The organism is Terriglobia bacterium (assembly GCA_020073185.1).
Lineage (GTDB): Bacteria > Acidobacteriota > Terriglobia > Terriglobales > Acidobacteriaceae > JAIQGF01.
The window spans coordinates 1-14,366 of the sequence record JAIQFT010000056.1 but is presented as its reverse complement, the minus strand read 5'-3'; the positions used below and the strand labels follow the sequence as shown (position 1 = coordinate 14,366).

Annotated in this window: 15 protein-coding genes; 3 read left to right on the top strand and 12 right to left on the bottom strand. The window is 61.6% G+C overall.

What is annotated here, in order from left to right; genetic code table 11:
- Positions 1-49 precede the first annotated feature (49 nt).
- Positions 50-532, top strand: coding sequence for a DinB family protein (locus tag LAN64_16815; GenBank protein ID MBZ5569496.1), 483 nt, complete (start codon positions 50-52; stop codon positions 530-532).
- A 153-nt stretch (positions 533-685) separates the two neighbouring features.
- Here LAN64_16815 and clpB read toward each other — a convergent pair whose 3' ends face one another.
- The 9 genes from clpB to LAN64_16770 all read right to left on the bottom strand — a co-directional run bounded on the left by clpB (position 686) and on the right by LAN64_16770 (position 10,875).
- Positions 686-3,319 (bottom strand): ATP-dependent chaperone ClpB, encoded by a 2,634-nt coding sequence (gene clpB / locus LAN64_16810; GenBank protein MBZ5569495.1) that lies wholly within the window; start codon positions 3,317-3,319, stop codon positions 686-688.
- Positions 3,320-3,508: 189 nt separating this feature from the next.
- Complete coding sequence (locus LAN64_16805) at positions 3,509-3,988, bottom strand: Hsp20/alpha crystallin family protein (protein MBZ5569494.1); 480 nt, start codon at positions 3,986-3,988, stop codon at positions 3,509-3,511.
- 277 nt (positions 3,989-4,265) lie between these two features.
- A complete protein-coding gene (locus LAN64_16800; GenBank protein ID MBZ5569493.1) occupies positions 4,266-5,060 on the bottom strand; it encodes a DUF3108 domain-containing protein in 795 nt (264 codons plus the stop codon).
- A gap of 13 nt (positions 5,061-5,073) precedes the next feature.
- The gene (locus tag LAN64_16795) at positions 5,074-5,613 is read right to left on the bottom strand and encodes an isoprenylcysteine carboxylmethyltransferase family protein (protein MBZ5569492.1); all 540 of its coding nucleotides are present in this window, start codon (positions 5,611-5,613) and stop codon (positions 5,074-5,076) included.
- Entirely contained in the window at positions 5,610-6,851 is a 1,242-nt protein-coding gene (locus LAN64_16790; protein MBZ5569491.1) for a glycosyltransferase family 9 protein, read from the bottom strand. The genes LAN64_16795 and LAN64_16790 overlap by 4 nt, the downstream gene beginning before the upstream one ends.
- Positions 6,848-7,339, bottom strand: a complete 492-nt coding sequence (locus LAN64_16785) for an adenylyltransferase/cytidyltransferase family protein (protein ID MBZ5569490.1) — start codon at positions 7,337-7,339, stop codon at positions 6,848-6,850. Before LAN64_16785 ends, LAN64_16790 begins: the two co-directional genes overlap by 4 nt.
- A 118-nt stretch (positions 7,340-7,457) precedes the next feature.
- On the bottom strand, positions 7,458-8,486 hold the full coding sequence (locus tag LAN64_16780) for a bifunctional hydroxymethylpyrimidine kinase/phosphomethylpyrimidine kinase (protein MBZ5569489.1): 1,029 nt from the start codon (positions 8,484-8,486) through the stop codon (positions 7,458-7,460).
- Positions 8,487-8,599: 113 nt separating this feature from the next.
- Positions 8,600-9,553, bottom strand: a complete 954-nt coding sequence (gene lpxK / locus LAN64_16775) for a tetraacyldisaccharide 4'-kinase (protein ID MBZ5569488.1) — start codon at positions 9,551-9,553, stop codon at positions 8,600-8,602.
- On the bottom strand, positions 9,553-10,875 hold the full coding sequence (locus tag LAN64_16770; protein MBZ5569487.1) for a 3-deoxy-D-manno-octulosonic acid transferase: 1,323 nt from the start codon (positions 10,873-10,875) through the stop codon (positions 9,553-9,555). Before LAN64_16770 ends, lpxK begins: the two co-directional genes overlap by 1 nt.
- Positions 10,876-11,079: 204 nt before the next feature.
- Here LAN64_16770 and LAN64_16765 point away from each other — a divergent pair, with 204 nt between their 5' ends.
- Positions 11,080-11,244 (top strand): hypothetical protein, encoded by a 165-nt coding sequence (locus LAN64_16765; GenBank protein MBZ5569486.1) that lies wholly within the window; start codon positions 11,080-11,082, stop codon positions 11,242-11,244.
- Here LAN64_16765 and LAN64_16760 read toward each other — a convergent pair.
- Genes LAN64_16760 through LAN64_16750 form a run of 3 tightly spaced genes read right to left on the bottom strand, consistent with a single transcriptional unit; the run spans position 11,241 to position 13,193 of the window.
- On the bottom strand, positions 11,241-11,711 hold the full coding sequence (locus LAN64_16760; protein ID MBZ5569485.1) for a hypothetical protein: 471 nt from the start codon (positions 11,709-11,711) through the stop codon (positions 11,241-11,243). The two genes, LAN64_16765 and LAN64_16760, sit on opposite strands and share 4 nt — an antisense overlap.
- 7 nt (positions 11,712-11,718) lie before the next feature.
- Complete coding sequence (locus LAN64_16755; GenBank protein MBZ5569484.1) at positions 11,719-12,873, bottom strand: HigA family addiction module antidote protein; 1,155 nt, start codon at positions 12,871-12,873, stop codon at positions 11,719-11,721.
- Between the two features lie 17 nt (positions 12,874-12,890).
- On the bottom strand, positions 12,891-13,193 hold the full coding sequence (locus tag LAN64_16750; protein MBZ5569483.1) for a type II toxin-antitoxin system RelE/ParE family toxin: 303 nt from the start codon (positions 13,191-13,193) through the stop codon (positions 12,891-12,893).
- Between the two features lie 134 nt (positions 13,194-13,327).
- Here LAN64_16750 and LAN64_16745 point away from each other — a divergent pair, with 134 nt between their 5' ends.
- Complete coding sequence (locus LAN64_16745) at positions 13,328-14,176, top strand: IS1 family transposase (protein MBZ5569482.1); 849 nt, start codon at positions 13,328-13,330, stop codon at positions 14,174-14,176.
- Positions 14,177-14,366: the final 190 nt, after the last annotated feature.

Here is a 14,366-nt window from a genome sequence, read left to right as displayed (position 1 = left end):
ATCTGACGCGGGCCACGGGGCATCTGTTGCTGATGGGAGAGGCATAGCCATGCTGGACTACCTACGCGAGATGTTTCTCTATGACGACTGGGCCAACCGGGAGACGCTACGCTCGCTGCAGGAGATGGAGCATCCTCCGGAGCGGGCGCGCAAAGTGATGGCGCACATCGTGGCGGCGGAGCTGCTGTGGATGGGGCGGTTGCAACAGCAAACGCGGAAGACGGCGGTGTGGCCGGAGTTTGGGCTGGATGATTGCGAGCGGCAACTGGCCCAGTTGCGGAGAGCGTGGGAGGAGTACCTGTCAGGGCTCAAGGACGCCGACCTGGACAGCGAGATCGCCTACACGAATTCCAAAGGCGAGGCGTACAGCAACGCGATCCGCGATGTGCTGATGCACGTGCTCATGCATGGGGTGTATCACCGCGGGCAGGTGGCAGCGGCGGTGCGCGATCGGGCGGGCGAGCCGGCGTACACGGATTTCATCGAGGCGGTGCGGAAAGGCAAGTTGTCAGTGGTGATTTCGGAGTTGTGAGTTAAAGACTAACCGCAAAGGACGCGAAGGGATGCGTGCTACCGTAAAGGTGGTCGACAGGCGTGGTGACGTGCTCAACCTGCGGCCCACTTAGCAGCAGACTCTGGAGGCGGTCAAAGTCCTCACGGCCGATTGTCACTTTCAGGGTGTCCGCTATTTCTTCGCAGGCGTGGGCTCGCCGACGCGGGGCGAGACCTTGAAGGCCATCTGGCGATGTGGCAGATCGGCGTCCGCGATGACGTGGTCACCGTGCAGTACCTCGCCATCGAGGATCTTGAGCGCCAGCGGGTCCTGGATCATGCGCTGGATGGCGCGCTTGAGCGGACGCGCGCCGTACTGCACGTCGTAACCCTCTCTGAACACCAGCTCTTTCGCCGCATCCGTCAGTTCGATGGAAATCTTGCGCTCGGCCAGCAGGCGGCGCAGATTTTCCAGTTGCAGCTCGACGATGCGCGTCAACTGCTCCTTGCCCAGCGGGTTGAAGACGATGATGTCGTCCACTCGGTTGAGGAACTCGGGCTTGAAGCTGGCCTGCACCACCTGCATCACCTGCTGACGCGCGCGCTCAAAGGCCGCGGGCGTGGCCAGGTTTTCCGGCGTCAGGTACGCGGCGCCGAGGTTGGAGGTCATGATGATGATGGTGTTCTTGAAATCCACGGCGCGGCCCTTGCCGTCGGTGAGGCGGCCATCGTCCATGATCTGCAACAGCACGTTGAAGACGTCGGGATGCGCTTTTTCGATTTCGTCGAAGAGCACGACCGCGTAGGGGCGGCGGCGCACGGCTTCGGTGAGCTGGCCGCCTTCCTCGTAGCCGACGTAGCCGGGAGGCGCGCCGATGAGGCGGGCGACGGCGTGCTTCTCCATGTACTCGGACATATCGATGCGCACCATGTTGTGCTCGTCGTCGAAGAGAAACTCGGCGAGGGCGCGGGCGAGCTCGGTCTTGCCGACGCCGGTGGGGCCGAGAAAGATGAACGAGCCAATGGGACGGCGTGGGTCGCTGAGCCCGGCGCGCGAACGCCGGATGGCGCTGGCGACTTTCTCCAGCGCCTGGTCCTGGCCAACGACACGCTGGCGCAGGCGGTTCTCCATGTCCACCAGCTTCTTGACCTCGCCTTCCAGCATCTTGCTGACGGGAATGCCGGTCCACTTGCTGACGATGCGGGCGATATCCTCCTCGTCCACTTCCTCCTTGAGCATGCGGGTGGCCTTGCCGTCGGCCTGCGCGTTGAGCCGGTCGAGTTCGGCCTGGAGTTGCGGCAACTCGCCGTACTGGAGCTGCGAGGCGCGAGTGTAGTCGCCCTTGCGGATGGCGGCTTGCTCATCGAGCTTCAGCTTCTCGAGCTTTTCCTTCAACTCGCGAATGCGGTTGATGGAACCCTTCTCCTGCTGCCAGACGGCCTTCAGGCGGTTGGACTCTTCGCGCAGGTTGGCTAACTCCTTCTCCACGGCGGTGAGACGCTCGCGGGAGTTGGGATCGCTCTCCTTCATCAGCGCCTGGCGCTCGATTTCCAACTGGGTGGCGCGGCGCTCGAGCTGGTCGATTTCCGTGGGCATGGAATCAATCTGGATGCGGAGCGAGGCGGCGGCCTCGTCAATCAGGTCAATGGCCTTGTCGGGCAGGAAACGATCGCTGATGTAGCGGTGCGAGAGCGTGGCTGCGGCCACAATCGCCGAATCCTTGATGCGTACGCCGTGATGGACCTCGTAGCGATCCTTGAGGCCGCGCAGAATGGCGATGGTGTCCTCGACGTTGGGTTCGCCGACGAAGACTGGCTGGAACCGGCGCTCCAGGGCGGGGTCCTTTTCGATGTACTTGCGAAATTCGTTGAGCGTGGTGGCGCCAATAGCGCGCAGCTCGCCGCGGGCCAGCGCGGGTTTGAGCATGTTGCTGGCGTCAATGGCGCCTTCGGCGGCGCCGGCGCCCACCAGCGTGTGCAGCTCGTCGATGAAGAAGACGATCTTCCCTTCCGATTCCTCGATCTCCTTGAGCACGGCCTTGAGACGGTCCTCGAACTCGCCGCGGTACTTGGCGCCGGCCAGCATGGCGCCGAGGTCGAGCCCGACGACGCGCTTGTTCTTCAGGACTTCCGGGACGTCCCCGGAGATAATGCGCTGGGCCAGGCCTTCGACGATGGCGGTCTTGCCGACGCCGGGCTCGCCGATCAATACAGGATTGTTTTTCGTGCGGCGGGAGAGCACCTGCACGAGGCGGCGGATTTCTTCGTCGCGGCCAATAACGGGATCGAGCTTGCCGCGGCGGGCAAGATCGGTGAGGTCCTTGGCGTAGCGCTCCAGCGCCTGGTACTTGGCTTCAGGATTCTGGTCGGTGACGCGCTGATTGCCGCGCACGGCGGTGAGCGCTTTGAGCACGGCATCGTGGGTGGCGCCGTGGCGCGCGAGCAGTTCCTGCGCCGGGTCGCCACGCTGGTCGGTCATGGCCAGCAGCAGGTGTTCGGTGGAGACATACTCGTCCTTGAAGTTGTCGGCTTCCTTAAATGCCTGGTCGAGCAGGCGCTGCCCGGCAGGCGACAGGGCGGGTTGGGCGGCGGCGCCGGATACGCGCGGCAATCGTTCCAGGATTTGGTTCGCCTGTGCCAGCAGAGCCTGCGGGCCGACACCGATCTTCTCCAGCACGGGGGCGACGATGCCCTCTCGGTCTTCCAGCAGGACGACCAGCAGGTGCATGGGCAGCAGTTCGGGGTTGCCGCGCTGGGAAGCGGTTTCGCTGGCACGCTGGACAGCTTCCTGCGCCTTGACGGTTAACTTGTCCCAACGGATTGGCATGTTAGTAGCTTTCAGCTTTCAGCTATCAGCCGTCAGCTAACCACGGCCGATCCTGAAAAGCACGTTTGATCAGATCGATTCCTCATCGCTCAAAAGCTCAAAGTCGTTCCCAACTTCACGAAAAAGGGAGACGGTGTTCACAGCCGTCTCCCCATTGCAGTAGCCGGCAACTGACGGCTGATAGCTGGATTAGGCCGCCTTGCTCTTGCCTTCCAGCGTCTTCTGGCCGACACCGATTTTGATCTGCTTGGGCTTGGCTTCGGCTTTCTTGGCCAGCTTGATTCTGAGCACGCCGCTGTCGTAATCGGCGGTGACGCTGTCCGGATCCACCGTATTGGGCAGGGTAAAGGCGCGATAGAAGCTACCATAACGGCGCTCGACGCGGTGGAAGTTCTCCTCTTTCTCTTCCTTTTCGAACTTGCGCTCGCCGCGCACGGTCAGGGTGCTGTTCTCCAGGCGGACGTCGATGTCCTTTTGATCGATGCCCGGGACTTCGACCTTGAGGGTGATGCTGTGCTCGTCCTCATAAATATCCACCGGGGGAACAAAGGTGGTTGTGGTCAGGTTCTCTTCCGTGCTGCCAGGGCTGTAGGCGTCCTGAAACAGGCGGTTCATGCGGCTGGTAATCAGGTTCAGTTCGTGGAAGGGGTCCCAACGAGTAATAGCCATAGCAAGTTCCTCCTTGAAATCTGTGGTTGACTCGCCTCAGGCGCAACGCCTGGAGGTCGGTATCGTTATCTAACAGTTATAGATCATAAAATCTTAGTGTATTACTGTCAATAATTGTTTTAAGTTTATTTTGTTAAGCTTGCAGGCAATCTGCCGGACATGCGAGCGGCAAATGCCTCTCGAAAGGCACGCGATGCCGCAAGGCATTTCCGTGCCCGCCAGATGCCACGGAGGGGAACTGGGTATCCGCGGAATTCATTTGAGCTGTGGAGAACGGCTATTTCTTTTCCGTGCGGACAAGGCGCAGGGTGAGGGTGCCCCAGAACAAGCGGGCACGCATTTGCACCGGGATGTGACGAGCATCGTCGGAATACCAGATCCAGACACGGCCGCGGTTCTTAAGCGTGCCGGAGGAGGCTTCGGGGGAGACGCGGATGGCGGCAAAAGTTCCGGCCGGAGTCTTGATGTTTTCGCGGGCTTCGACATGGGCGCGGACTTCCACGGTTTCGCCACCGTCGTTGAGCGGGAAGGTATAGGCGGCGTCGGGCGTGAGGGGCAACGAGCCGACGTAAAAGATACCGGAGATGACGTCGGTGACGCAGGCGGGAATGTCGCGTTCGGCGTGCTTGGCCTCGCCGCTCTTGAGGTTGGTTTCGTCGAGCACGGCGCGGCGGCGCAGGTAGTCGAAGTTGATCAGGGTTTCGCGGGCGCGGAACCCTTCCTCGGTGTGCTTGGCGATGCTGATCGAACAGAAGGTGCGGCTGTCGACGACAGATTGGAAGCGATCATGGACGGGATAGAGCAGGGCGGCCACGCCGCTGGATTCGGCGGTGGCGGAGACGCGCTCATTGTCGCCGGCCGGCTCCACCGTGATGCGCGCGGTGCCGGCGGTCCAGAGGCGCCACTCGGCCTGGTACACGAATGCCTGGCCGTTGGGAAATGAATAATTCTCCGGCGGCGGATGGATCTGCGCTACCGGGCCGATGGTGGAGGTGGGTAGCTGGCCGGCAAGCTTGACACCGAGGCCGGCACACAGCAGTGCGCAGGCGGTTGCGAGCAGGAGTCGTCTCATCACGTAGGACAGGTTAGCGTCCGGCCCAGAGCAGCTTGGCCGCCAAAGCCGCCAGCATCACGGCGGTACCGAAGACAGCATTGTACTCGCGATGCTTGAGATAAAGTTCGCGGGAAAAAGAACCGGCGGAGGGATTCCGGAAACGGGGGAAGAGGCGCGGCACATCGCGAGCGTAGGCTTCGAACTCGGGAAAACGCGAGCGCAGGAAGGCTTCCTCGGAGCGGATGACTGGAATGTAAATGGCCACGAAAAGCACGACCAGCGCGAGCACGATCCACGCGCTGCGCGCGGCCACCGCAAACCCAGCGGCGATGATGATGGATCCGAGATACAGCGGATTGCGGGTATAGGCGTACGGACCGGACATGGTGAGCTCGGAATTCTTGCTGATATGGCCGGAGGCGACGGCACGTACCGCAAGCCCGGCGAAGGCGATGATGCCGCCGATCACGAGGGAGAGCCAAATCGGGTGCGCCAGCCACAGGTAGAGCGCGGCGAAGATGAAGCCGAGAGGAACTCGGATGCGACGCGCGATGCGGGACCAGGTCGTCAACGTTGGCGGACCTCGGCCGGTTGTGCCAGCAGGTAACGGGCGGCGGCGATTACTTCAGTGGCGGTAATCTGCAACAGACCTGCTTCCGGTTCTTTTTCGTGCGAGCTGGTGGTCTGACTGACGAAACTGCGCAGCACGATGGCGCGAGGGCTGTAGGGGCCGGTGCGGGCCGGATCGGTGGGACCGAACAACGCGACCAGGGGAACGTCGAGAGCCGCCGCGAGGTGGACAGGGCCGGTGTCACCGCCAATGCAGAGGCGAGCGCGCCGGCAGAGAGCCATGAGTTCGGCGACGGTGGCGGACATGGCGATGGCGGGAGGGACGCTCCCACCCTGTCGCGGCCTCTCGCTTCGCTTCGGGGCAGACTCACCCGGCCGCGACAAGGGTGGGGCAACCGCATCAGGAACCGTGTTGGCGGCGCGCTCGACATCGCGGGCGAGCTGTTCCTCACCGGGACCGAAGTTCACGATGGTGCGCAGGCCGTGCACGGCGAGCGCGCGTACGACTTCGGCGTAGCGCTCGGCGGGCCAGCACTTGGCGCCCCAGCCGGCGCCGGGATTGACGATCACCAAGCTGTGAAGACCGTGGGCACGCAGTTGCCGATCGACAGCGCGCTCGGCGGCGGGATCGCGCGGGAGGGGGAAACTGAATTCGTCGTGCTGCGTGGGGGCCCCGTACGGAGTTTCAGGAACTGCCCCGCGCTGTCTCGCCCCCTCGCTACGCTTCGGGGCAGGCTCCCCCGGACGAGACAAGGGTGGGGCAACCGCGGCAGCGAGTGAAAGGTTCTGCTCGACCACGTGGCGGCCGCGGGCGGCGACCTGGTGGGTGTAGAAAAGCGTCGCCGGCTTTTCACGCGGCTGCATGAAGCCGAGGCGGCGCGGGGCGCGCGAAAGCTGCGCCAGGATGGCGGATTTCCACGCACCCTGGAAATCAATCGCGAGGTCATAACGCCGGGCGCGAAGTTCGCGGATAGCATCGCGAGCGGCGCGCCAGGTTTCGCCGGACAGCAGGGCGGCGCGCCAGGCGAGCGTGTCCACCGCGTGAATGATGTCCGCCAGCGGCTTCTCGGGCGAGCGCGGGGCGGAGATCGCGGCTACGGAGGAGAGGAGCGCGGCCCAGCGCGGCTCCACCGCCCAGCCGATGGTCGCGCCGGGAAAGGCGCGGCGCAGCGCGACCACCGCGGGCAGGGTATGAATGATGTCGCCCATCGAGCCGAGGCGCACGACCAGCAGATTCACGGCCGCTCCCTGCGAGCGATGCGGGAGATGAACCCGGTGGCGGAGTGGTCCTTGGGATCGCCGACGATGGCGACGCACCCGCCGCATTCCCGGACGGTGTCGCGCTCGGGAACATTGTCCAGGGTGTAGTCCGTGCCCTTGGCATGGATGTCGGGGCGGAGTTCGCGAATGAGGGCGCGCACGTCGGGTTCGGGAAAGATAACCACGGCATCCACATCGGCAAGGGCGGCCACAATTTCGGCGCGCTCGGCGGCGGGCATGAGCGGACGGCCCTCACCCTTCAACCCGCGCACCGACTCGTCCGCATTCAGTCCGACCACGAGTCTTCCGCCGAGTTGCTTGGCGGCGCGCAGGTAGCGAATGTGACCGACATGCAGCAGGTCGAAGCAGCCGTTGGTCAGGATGATGCGCTCGCCGGCGCGGCGCCATTGGTCCACGCGGCGGCGGAGTTGATCGCGGGTAAGGATCTTGTCCTCGGTAGCGCTCATGACTCGAGTTTCAGCGGGGATAACCCCCACCCTATCTCGCCAAACCCGGGCGAGATAAGGGTGGGGCAACCGGATCGCATGGGGCAACCGGGTCGCGCAAGAATCTTGTTGTACCAGCTCATGCGTGTAATGGAGCAGCGTGCTCCACGGCCTGCAAAAGTTCTTCGCGGCCGAGGGTGGCGGTGCCACGCTTCATGACCACGATGCCGCCGGCAAAATTTGCGAGGCGCGCGGCGTCTTCGGCTTCGGCGCCGGCGGCCAAGGCAGCGGTGAAGGTGGCGATGACGGTGTCGCCTGCGCCGGTGACGTCGGCCACCTGGTCGCTGCCGTGAATCGGAATCTCGACTGGCTTGTGCTTGCGGGTAAAGGCGACCATGCCGTCGCGCCCGCGGGTAATGACCAGCGACTCCAGCTTCATGCGCTGGAGAATTTTCTTACCGGCGGTGAGCAGGCGCGCCGAATCGTTCCCGATGCGCATGCCGAGCGCCTGCTCGACTTCGGGTTCGTTGGGCGTGGCGGCGGTCGCGCCGGCGTATTGCAGCAGGCGATAGCGCGAGTCGAGCGTCACCGGAATGTCTTGGATGGCGCCGCGCGAGCGCAGGTCCTTGAGCATCTGCGGGGTGGCGCTGCCGTAGCCGTAATCGGAGATCAGCAGGGCGTCGGAGGCGCGGAGAAAGCGGTTGGCGGAGGCAACCAGGTCCTGCTGGTGCATGAAATCGAGTTCGCGCTCCGGCTCACGGTCCACGCGGACCACCTGCTGGCGCGCCGTGTGGGTCATGCCGGCGAGGATGCGCGTCTTGGTAACCGTGGTGTAGCCCTTCAGGCGCAGGATACCGGAGGTGGAGATGCGCTTCTGGCGAAAGGCGCGGAGCAGCAGGCGCCCGGGGGCGTCATCGCCGATGACGCCCACCGGCAGCACGGTGACGCCGAGGGCGGCGAGGTTGTACACCGCGTTGCCGCCGCCACCCGGGACCACGGTGCGGTCGCGGTGTTTGAGGATGAGCACCGGGGCCTCGCGCGAGACACGGGAAATTTCGCCGTAGATGAATTCGTCGGCGACCAGGTCAGCCACGACGGTGACGGTGAGGCGCGGGAAGGCGTCGACGATTTTGCGCAGGCGGTCGGACTGTTTCGTATGCTTCAACATCGAATCGGCCGCTGATGAACGGAGAGAAACGCTGATCGCCAAAGTAGTCGGTAGCCCGCAGTCCGCACCGGACTACCGAGTACGGATTACGGACTACGCGAAGGGGCATTGTCTCACGACACCGGTTTTCCGCGGCGCTTCAGCGTTTCCAGCAGGCAATCCAGCGCGCGCGGAGAGTCGGCGAGGTCCATCTTTACCGGGACAACCGACAACGGCTTCAGCGATGAGAGATAGCCAGCGAGATTGACCGCGTCTTTCTCGGTAGTCACAAACCCGCCGGCCTGGTTCTGCTCGGCGACGAATTGTAGATCGCGGAGGTCCTTCTCGGTGTAAGCGTGGTGATCGGGAAAAACGACCTCGGCAGAAACATCGATTCCAGCCTTGCGGAGCTGCGCGAAGAAACCTTGGGGGCGTGCGATGCCGCAGAAGGCGAGCGGATGCGGCGGGGTGTCGCGCGTAAGAATTCCGCGGCGGACGCGCCACACGGTTTTGCCGTCGAGCGGGAAATTGGCGGAATCAGCGCCGCTGGCGAGCACGACGGCATCGGCGCGGCGCAGAGCGCTGAGCGGCTCACGCAGTCGCCCGGCGGGCAGCAGCCGATCGCGGGCATCGTCGGGCGTGACCAGCACGATGTCGAAATCGCGCGCGAGCTGGCGGTGCTGGAAACCGTCGTCGAGCAGGTGAAGTTGCGGTCCGAAACGCCGTTCGGCGAACGCACCCGCAGCGTGGCGGTCTTCACCGAGAATGACCGGAATCTGCAAGCGGCGCGCGATGAGCAGCGGCTCGTCGCCGAACTGGTGCGGCAGCCCGCCGGGATCCACCAGTGCAACGCCGCGGGTCTGGCGGCGGTATCCGCGCGAGAGCACGTCGAAGGCGACACCGCGGAAGTTGAGCAGTTCGCCGAGCAAAATCACGAACGGAGTTTTGCCCGATCCGCCGACGGAAAGATTGCCGACGCTGACCACCGGGCCCTTCAACCGCTTGGCCGGCAGCGCGCCGGCGTCATAGAGCGAATTGCGCAGCCGGACCGCGCCACCGAACAGGCCGGAGAGAATGCGGGTCGCCATCAGGTCTCCAGCCGCGGCGAGATTTTGGACGTAGCGCTGGCGGGTGCGTTCCGCTCCGCCAGCAGCGATTCCAGCGCGGCAAGGGTGCGAGCCGTGGCGCCGGAATTGGCGCGCAGGATTGCACACGCGCGCGCGCCAAGATCGTGGCGGCGGTTTTCGTCGGCCAGCAATTTCAGGAACGTTGGCGCGAGTTCGTCGGCGTTGGCGATCACCACGGCGTCGGCGTGGCGGAAGAGCGCGACCATGTCGCGGAAATTTTCCGTGTGCGGACCGACCACGATGGCAACCCCGTGCTGCGCCGCCTCCAGGATGTTGTGTCCGCCCTTGGGCACCAGGCTGCCACCCACGAAGGCGATGTCGGCCAGTGCGTAGGTTGAGGCAAGTTCGCCGATGGTGTCCAGCAAGAGGATGCCCGGGCCGATCGGTTGCGAGGCGTCCCACTGCGATCTGCGCCAGGAGTGCAGGCCCGAGGTGGCGACCAGTTCCACTACTTGCGCGAAGCGCTCGGGATGACGAGGCGCAAGGATCATCAGCGCCTTGGGAAAGCGCTCCCGAACGGCTGCGAACGCGCGCAGCACGATGGACTCCTCGCCTTCGACCGTGCTGCCACAGACGAGAACCTGTCCGATGCCGGTGAGCACTGATTTGAACTGGGCAACAAGCGGCGTTTCGCTTGCAGGTTTGAGATCGAACTTCAAGTTGCCGCTGACCTGCACACGCTCGGCGGGCGCGCCGATTGCGATCAGGCGGCGGCGGTCCTCGTCACCTTGCGCGAGAAAAACGTCCACCTGCCGCAGCACGGGGGCGATCAGCGCACGAAAACGCCGGTAGCGCGGGAAAGAGCGGTCGGAGATGCGCGCGTTGACCACGGCTATGCGCGCGCCGGATTGCCGCGCCAGGCGCAGGAAGTTCGGCCAGAACTCGGTTTCGGCGATAATCACCAGGTCCGGGCGCAGCGCGCGCAGGTAAGGGCGCACGGCGAAGGCGAAGTCCACCGGAAAGTAGAAAACGTTGGCCTCGCCAAAACGGTCGCGCGCCAGCTTTTGGCCGGTCATGGTCGTGGTCGAGATGACGATGCGGTACGAAGGCAAGAGCGGCTGCAATTCGGAGATCAGGCCGCTGACCGCGAGCACCTCGCCCACCGAGACCGCGTGCGCCCAGATGGTGGGGCGTTGCTCGGGGTCGCGGAGGCGTGGCGGGACGCGTCCGAAGCGCTCGCCCAATCCCGCGCGGTATTTGCCGTGGCGCAACAGGCGCAACAGCCAGACGGGCGAGGAGAGCAGCAGGGCCAAGGCGGCCAGCGCGCTGTAAAGCAGATACATGGGTGAAGGAACATTCTAAATACAGTTTCGAGTTTCAGTTTCAGTTTCAGCAGGGGCCGAGGATTTCGAGTTTCACCGTTCAGCGACCCCAAAAGGCGAAATCGCAGAGCTGAAACCAAAACTGAAACTGAGACTCTTCGGTAGTGGTGCAGTTTGAATTTCCACAGGCTAGCGCCCGGAATCTGGCGGGCGTAAGCTGTGGACATGGCAAAGAAGAAAGGCACTCGCAAGCCACCCATACCGACGCACAATGTTACCGCCCCGAACGTCCGCAAGATGGCCCAGGCGACGAAGACCGCAAAGCGCAAACGTCGCGAGGACTTCAGTCAAGCCGCTGCGCGGATCGTGCGCGAGGCCACGAAGCGCTAGGCGCTGACTGCAAGTCTGACGAGTTCCAATTCAGCAAGATCAGGTGTGAAATCGAATACCATCTGAATTGGCTCGATTTGGCTGTAATTCTCGTTGTAGCTGTCAACGTCCGTCTTCAGTTGTCGGCAATCACCAAGAATCTGTTGTCGCCGCTGCTGGAAAGCGATTTCCATGTGGTCGCGGGTTGCCGTACGAATATCTGCCCAGAGTGGAATCTGGGCGGCACCTCCGCCATACCGGGCCACGTGTTTGATTCTGACGCGGCGACCTTGAGGGTCAGTGAAATACTCCTCGCGCATTGCATCGGAGAGTTCTTCCGCGCACTTCTTAATCATTGCTCCACGCTGCGGATGCCACTTGCCACCCGAAATCGCCCATATCGCGATTTCGTGCGATGTGGCTGGCCACGCCTGCCCCGCTGCTTGATAATCGGCTACGATCTTCTGCAACTGTTCCGTGTATGTCATATTTCCCCTAAGCGATGTTTGGCAGTATCTGTCCCCACCCGTCGGTTAAGGTCGAGGCGATGACAATGTCGCGAACCTTCACGAGCAACTCCCTACTATGGCTCCAGTGAATTGCTCCCCTGTGCTGCAACTGGCCCACTACGATTGCGGGGTGTACTCCTTGGCGGAGGGCGAAACCGTGAATCTTGACTTTAGAAAACAGCGGTCTTACCCGTGCAATGAAATTGTCTATTTCGCTTGGAGCAATCAGATTCTCTGTAGCGAACCAATCGGCTTGTTGCTCAATTTCTGGCTTTACAGAAGTTTGTGTCGCCTGATCGCCCACCAGATCAGAATCTGGCTTGAGCACAGCCGTTATGCCGTCCCGATTGGCGACGTGCCCAAGTTCATGGAGTAGTGTGAACCAAAAATAATCCAGGCGGTCATACCGCATTGAAATTGCGATAACCGGCCGTCGATTTTGTTCGAGCCACGCGCACACCCCGTCAATGCGAGTCTGCTGTAAGTGCTCTACAACGACCAGCGCGATGCCGTGCTCAGCCAGTATCTTTGGCACGTGGCGCACTTCTTCGGCATTAGCCATCAGGGGGCGCAGCGTCTTCAAAACCCTAGATACACTGTCATCTGTAAAGTGTTGCGTGTGGACTGCGTGTCCAATTGCCTTTACTCGGCGCACCCAGGCCCTTTCCGATGCGGTGAGCACGGGAGTGTATTTCGTACCCTTGCGTGCAGCACATGCAACCAAATCGGCTTCAATTTCTTCCAGCGATTCCTTGCCAAAAAACTTCAACACCCGAGTTCTTAGCACGCTCACATCTGCCGAAGATTCAATCCAACCGCGCTTTATCATCTCGTTCACCGGAGCGATCTTGAAAAGTTCCGAACGCATAGTCGTCGCGTCATGCAGCTCCGCAGGAAGGTTCAGTCGATACGCTGTATCCATGTTCACCCAAAACTGCGCGCTAGGCCCAAGTGCAGCAGCGAGATTCCTCGCGAGATCTAATGAGATTGGCTTCGTTCCGTTAACGATTGAACTCACTATTGACGGCTGAACACCCATGATGTCGGCGAGATCGCGCTGAGTCCATCCGCGCGCTTCCAATTCCTCCTTGATAACATCTCCCGGGGGGAACGTCTCCGCGAGTTGTTCATAGGTCAGCATGAGATTGTTTTCTCCTCCTAGTGGTAGTCCTCAATTGCAACGATCACAATTCGCTTGTTCGGAGCTTCGCCATCGAATTCCACAATCAATCGCCATTGATCGTTGATCCGCATTGAATGTTGATGGTCTCGGTCTCCCTTCAATTTCTCGAAGTGAAGTGATGCGTGTCGGTAAAAATCCCGTTCATCAACGGCAGAAACAATTTGCTGAATGCGCAGGCGGTACTTCTTTTCGACCGCTTGCGGATAGCCGCTCCTAGCGTTCTTGTTTGTCGCCAGCTCCCGGAGCGCATCGTCACGGAACACCACCTCCAGCGGCATGACTTATCCTGTCCCAAAAGTTAAGATTTGTCAATATATAAATTCATAAATTCGTGAATCATTATTGTGTAAAATTCACTAATTTGTGAATTTTATATTTTACAACTGAATCCCAAGGACTTATGATTTCGACCATGAACCAGCTACCAAATCACAAGCGTGTTCAGGTCATCGCTGCTTTGGTAGAGGGAACCTCGATCAACGCAACCTGCCGCATGACCGGAGTTGCGAAGCACACGGTTCTGAGCCTACTCCGCGATCCTGGATGTGCTGCGGCTGCATATCACCATCGCCATGTGCGCGGCCTCCGTGTTCACCGTTTGCAGTGTGACGAAATCTGGAGCTTCGTCGGCGCGAAGAAGAAGAACGCCAGTCCCGAAAAAAAGGCGGAAGGGTGGGGCGATGTTTGGACCTGGACGGCCATTGATGCCGACAGCAAGTTATGCGTCACGTTTTACATGGGCGGTCGGGATAAAGCAGCCGCGTGGGAATTCATGCAGGATTGCGCCGACCGCATCGTTGGACGGCCACAGATCACGACTGACGCGCACAGCGCCTACCTGAACGCTGTGGAGGATGCGTTCGGGGCCGATGCCGATTACGCGATGCTGCACAAAATATATGGCGCACCCACTCCTGACGAATCGCGTTATAGCCCCGCAACTTGCATCGGCTGCGACATGAAAGTGGTCAGCGGAAACCCCGACCCGAAGCACGTCAGCACTTCATACGTGGAGCGGCAGAATTTGACGATGAGAATGTGCATGCGCCGCTTCACTCGACTGACAAACGGATTCAGCAAGAAGCTGGAGAATCACGGTCACGCGCTGGCGCTGTATTTCATGCACTACAACTTTTGCCGGATTCATAAGACCTTACGTGTGACACCCGCGATGGAAGCAGGGATTGCGGATCACCTTTGGTCTCTTGAAGAACTCGTAGCCCTGCTTGAATCGAAGCGGAAAACTCACATTGCTGCTTAACAGGAGAGCCTATGCCGTTCAATTCAACCACTGGCTACGCGTTCACCGAAAGAGAGTGTCCCGCTTTTAGTTGGAGGTTGAAGAGCGGCGCTCGGGATCATGTTACGCGACCTCCTGCTTAGTCGCAGCTTTTTCTGTTTCTCCTCTTCCTAGGATTGCTCTCAGTTGCCAGATGTCCTTCCAGCCCATG